The sequence below is a fragment of the Caulobacter sp. genome (assembly GCF_049283275.1).
Taxonomy (GTDB): Bacteria; Pseudomonadota; Alphaproteobacteria; order Caulobacterales; family Caulobacteraceae; genus Caulobacter.
Genome location: NZ_JBAPVS010000288.1, coordinates 1 through 4,208, shown reverse-complemented (window position 1 = coordinate 4,208; position 4,208 = coordinate 1). Strand labels below are relative to the sequence as shown.

The window sequence follows — 4,208 nt, the reverse complement described above, 5'->3', positions numbered from 1 at the left end:
ATGCAGGCTCGGGGGCATTCGAAAACCTCATCCTGAGCTTGTCGAAGGACGAGGTTTTCGCTTCCTGAAGCTAGACATCCATTCTCGCTAAGGCGCGCAGCCTTCGCCCTTGGCCCATCGCTTGCGCTCCTCCTCCAGCGCCCGCTGCCAACGGGTTCGCAGGACGCCGGGCCTCTGGCCGTGCCGTTCGTCGAGGAATTCCGCCCCCTCGATGCGGTCGGTGCGGAAATTGCGGAAGTCGTTGCGCAGCTCGCACCAGGCGATCAGCAGGCGCACGGTCTCCAGATAGCCCACCGTCACCGGCCAGACGACACGCTGGCTGACCGCGCCCTTCTCGTCGCGGTAATCCAGGCGGATCTTGCGGCCGGCGTGGATCCAGGCCCGGGTCTGGGCGATGTCGATGCCGTCGGGCAGGGCCTTCCAGTTGGTGCCGGTCCCGGTGGCGGGGGCCAGCACGTAGGGGCGCAACTGTTCGGGGACGGCGGCGGCGATCTTGGCGATCAGGTCGTTGGCGGCGGTGGCCAGCACCGGGTCGCCGCGCCCGGCGACCCACTGGGCCCCCAGCACGGCGGCTTCGATCTCGTCGGGTGTCAGCATCAGGGGCGGCATGTCGTATCCGGCCTCCAGCACATAGCCGACGCCCGCTTCGCCGCGGATGGGCGCCCTCTGACCGATCAAGGCGGCGATGTCGCGATAAACGCTGCGTTTGGAGGTCTCCAGCTCGCTCGCCATCGCATCGGCCGTGACCGGCTGTCGGCTGCGGCGAAGGATCTGGATAATCTGGAAAAGGCGTTCGGCGCGTCTCATGGGATCACTCTGCGCGGTCGATGCTGACAGCATGCTGGCAGCAGGATGGCGGTAGCGTCCGAATGTCGCAATACGGTCTGGACGGATCCGGCAAGCGGCTCAGCAGGGAGAGACCACCATGATCACGCTCTACGCCGCCGGACCCGCCTTCGGTCTCCCCGAAGGCAGCCCGTATGTCACCAAGACCGAGATCCATCTTAAGATGGCGGGCCTCTGGTACGAAAAGGTCCTGGCCCATCCCCACCTGTCGCCCAAGGGGCAACTGCCGTGGATCGACGACGACGGGATCAAGGTCGCCGACTCCACCTTCATCCGCGCCTATATCGAGCGCAGCTACGGCGTCGACCTGGACGCCGGCCTCAGCAAGGCCCAGCGGGGCCAGGCCTGGGCGATCGAGCGGATGGTCGAGAACCATCTGGGTTGGGCCAGCTGCCACTTCCGGTTCTTCGACGACGACAATTTCGCCAAGGGGCCGGCGCGCTGGTTCGACGGCCTGCCGGACGAGGCGCGGGCCGACGCCATCGACGGCCTGCTGGGGGCGGTGCAGACCAACCTCAAGGCCGTCGGCATCGGTCGCCATTCACCCGACGAGATCGTGGAGCTGGGCGCGTGGTCGCTGACGGCCCTGTCGGAGATGCTGGGCGGTTCCTCCTTCATGATGGGCCACCGGCCCACCAGCGTCGACGCCATCGTCTTCGCCATGCTGGCCCAGATCCTGACGCCGTTCTTCGATTCGCCGTTGCGCCGGCGGGCCGAAGCCCTGCCCAACCTGGTCGGTTTTGCCGAGCGGATGATGGCCGGCTATTACCCGGAGTTCGCTCCGGAGGTCCGCGTGGCGGCGTAGGAAAACCCTCTCCCCCTGGGAGAGGGCCTCTCTCAGCGGTCCTGTACGTTGCCGGAACGGGATGTGTTCTGGCGCAGGTTGCCGTGGCGGCCCTGCTCATCGAGGTTCACGTCGGCGTTGCCGGGATCGGGCGACTGCAGGTCATCATGGCCGCCTTGGCCCTCGATCTGGGGCTTCTGGCCTTTGAAGGCGCGCTGTTCCGGCGGAATGGGCGGTGCTTTGGACATTGGTTTCCTCCAGGTCTGCCCTTTTCAGAACCGATGGGCGAAGAGGGTATTCCCAGCGAGCGGCTTTCCGGCCGCGAGGTGGCGATTTCGGTCCCGGAACGCCGACGAAGCATCGTCGGAATCGGCGTTCCGATGCTATCTAAGGGCGTGATCGGGATAGGATGCCCTCTTGTCGGATACAGCCGCGCCTCAAGCCTCCGCCGCCGCGGACCGCGCCAGTCAGACCCTGCACCGGGCGCTGGACATCCTCGAAGCCGTCGCCGAGGGCGCCCATAGCCTCAAGGCCTTCGAGCAACGGGTCGGCCTGACCCGCAGCACCACCCATCGCCTGGCCTCGGCCTTGGTCGATCGCGGCCTGCTGTCGTCGGTTGGGCGTGACTATCGGCTGGGCGGGCGGCTGGTGCAGCTTGGTCATCAGGCGCGCGAGCGGCTGGGTCTGGAGGAGGTGGCGCGGCCGGTGCTGAGCGCGCTTTCGGCCGAAACCCAGGACGCGACCAATCTTGGCGCGGCGGCCGGCGATGACGTGCTCTATGTCGCTCAGATCCCCGGCCGGCGCCGGCTGGAAATCCGCCACCGGGTCGGCGACCGCAACCGCATCCGCGACACCGCCTTGGGGCGCGCCCTGCTCATCGACAGTCCGCCGGAGCGCTGGGCGGCGTTGTTTTCCGAGGATCCGAACACGCCCGCGGCGGCCGCCTTCCGCCGCGACATGGAGGCCGCCCAGCGGACCGGCCATGCCTTGCACCTGGAGGACGGCGGCGACAGCATCCGTTGCATCGCCGCGCCGATCCGCGACGCCAGCGGCGCGATCGTCGCCGCTGTCAGCCTGTCCAGCGTCCCGCAATACATGGACGAGGCGCGGATGGTCGAGCTGACGCCAAGGGTGGTCGCGGCCGCTCTGGAGATCGGCATGGCCCTGGGCTTCAACCCCGCCAGGCTGGGCCCGGAGGGTTAGGGCTCTAGCCGCCCAGGCGGTTGCCGTAGCCGATGATCACCGTCGCCCCGACCAGCAGGGCGACGCCGGTCCAGACCATGGCCTTGACCCTGGGGCGGGCGTCCTTCCATTCACGGAAGGCAAAGCCCCACAGCGTGCCGAAGATGATGATCGAGGCCATGTGCAGGGTCCAGCTGGAGAAGCCGAACCGGCCCATCTGGCTCTCGCCCATCGTGTAGAAGAAGAACTGGAAATACCAGGCCGTGCCCGCCACCGCGCACAGCAGGTAGTTGGCCGCCAACGGCGAACGCTTCAGGGCCGCCGTCTCGGGTTTGTCGGCCGCCTCGGCCGGACTGACCGCGCCCAGCCACTGGCCGGCGCTGCGGTTCTTGAAGATCAGCCAGGCGCACCAGACGCCGTTGGTGATCAGGCCGCCGAACATCACCAGGCACAGGGTCGGCAGGCCGGTCCACAACGGGCCGGTGCCGGCGGCGGCCGTCAGGGCCTTGATCGGCTCGCCGGCCGAAAGCCCGAAGGCGAAACAGGCCGACATGATCCCGGAAAACACCGCCACGGCGATGCCCTTCCTGAAGTCGAACTCGGCGACGGCGGTCTTCTTCTGCTCCGCCGACAGGTCGGCGTCCTTCTTGGCGCCGGCCCAGGCGACGACGACGATGCCGGCCAGGGTGACGATCAGGCCCAGCAGGATGATCCGTCCCGACGGCGATCCCAGCAGCTTTTCGGCGAAGTCGCCCTGGACCAGGGGCGGGATCAGGGTGCCGAACACCGTGCACAGGCCCAGCACCACGGCCATGCCCAGCGACAGGCCCAGATAGCGCATGGTCAGGCCGTAGGTCAGGCCGCCGAAACCCCAGAGCACGCCGAACATCACGCACAGCCCGGCGGTCTTGGGCGGGACCTGGGCCATCACCCCCAGCAGGTTTTCGGTCTGCAGGCCGGCGAACAGCCAGGGGGCCAACAGCCAGGAGAAGATGCCGCCGGTCAGCCAGAAGATCTCCCACGACCAGCGCCGCACGCTGCGATAGGGCACGTAGAAGCTGGCGGACGACAGGCCGCCCAGCCAATGGAAAAGCACGCCAAGCAGCGGGTTGGGTGTCATGGCGTCTTCCCCTCGACTTCATTGTTGTTCTGATGGGACTTTCTTTAGTCCCATATTATGGAACAATATCTTATAGTTTGGAGTCCGAACGTCAAGCCACGGTGGGACCTTGGCCGACCGGCCTTGCCCATTGGGGACGTTGGTCGAGTTTGTAGGCTTTCTTGGGCAGGGTGTAGGTGAGGTCGACGATCAGTTCGGCGGCCTCGACCTCGTCCATGCGGTGCTCGGCGACCATGCGGGCGAGGTACGCGCTGTCGACGCGGCGGGCCACGTCGT

General features: G+C 67.3%; 5 protein-coding genes and 1 pseudogene. 2 read left to right on the top strand and 4 right to left on the bottom strand.

Annotation, left to right across the window (positions count from 1 at the left end; genetic code table 11):
- Window positions 1-87: 87 nt before the first annotated feature.
- Window positions 88-807, bottom strand: a complete 720-nt coding sequence (locus tag WAL33_RS16440) for a helix-turn-helix transcriptional regulator (protein ID WP_422182600.1) — start codon at window positions 805-807, stop codon at window positions 88-90.
- 118 nt (window positions 808-925) lie between these two features.
- Between WAL33_RS16440 and WAL33_RS16435 the strand changes: the two genes are divergently transcribed.
- Complete coding sequence (locus WAL33_RS16435) at window positions 926-1,651, top strand: glutathione S-transferase family protein (RefSeq protein WP_422182599.1); 726 nt, start codon at window positions 926-928, stop codon at window positions 1,649-1,651.
- A gap of 32 nt (window positions 1,652-1,683) precedes the next feature.
- Here WAL33_RS16435 and WAL33_RS16430 read toward each other — a convergent pair whose 3' ends face one another.
- Window positions 1,684-1,878, bottom strand: a complete 195-nt coding sequence (locus WAL33_RS16430; protein WP_422182598.1) for a hypothetical protein — start codon at window positions 1,876-1,878, stop codon at window positions 1,684-1,686.
- 169 nt (window positions 1,879-2,047) lie between these two features.
- On the opposite strand from WAL33_RS16430, the gene WAL33_RS16425 reads away from it, so the two are divergent.
- Complete coding sequence (locus WAL33_RS16425) at window positions 2,048-2,833, top strand: IclR family transcriptional regulator (protein WP_422182597.1); 786 nt, start codon at window positions 2,048-2,050, stop codon at window positions 2,831-2,833.
- 4 nt (window positions 2,834-2,837) lie between these two features.
- On the opposite strand, the gene rhaT is transcribed toward WAL33_RS16425, so the two are convergent.
- Window positions 2,838-3,932, bottom strand: coding sequence for an L-rhamnose/proton symporter RhaT (gene rhaT, locus WAL33_RS16420; protein WP_422182596.1), 1,095 nt, complete (start codon window positions 3,930-3,932; stop codon window positions 2,838-2,840).
- 91 nt (window positions 3,933-4,023) lie between these two features.
- A pseudogene (locus WAL33_RS16415) lies at window positions 4,024-4,208 on the bottom strand (hypothetical protein); the annotation flags it as partial.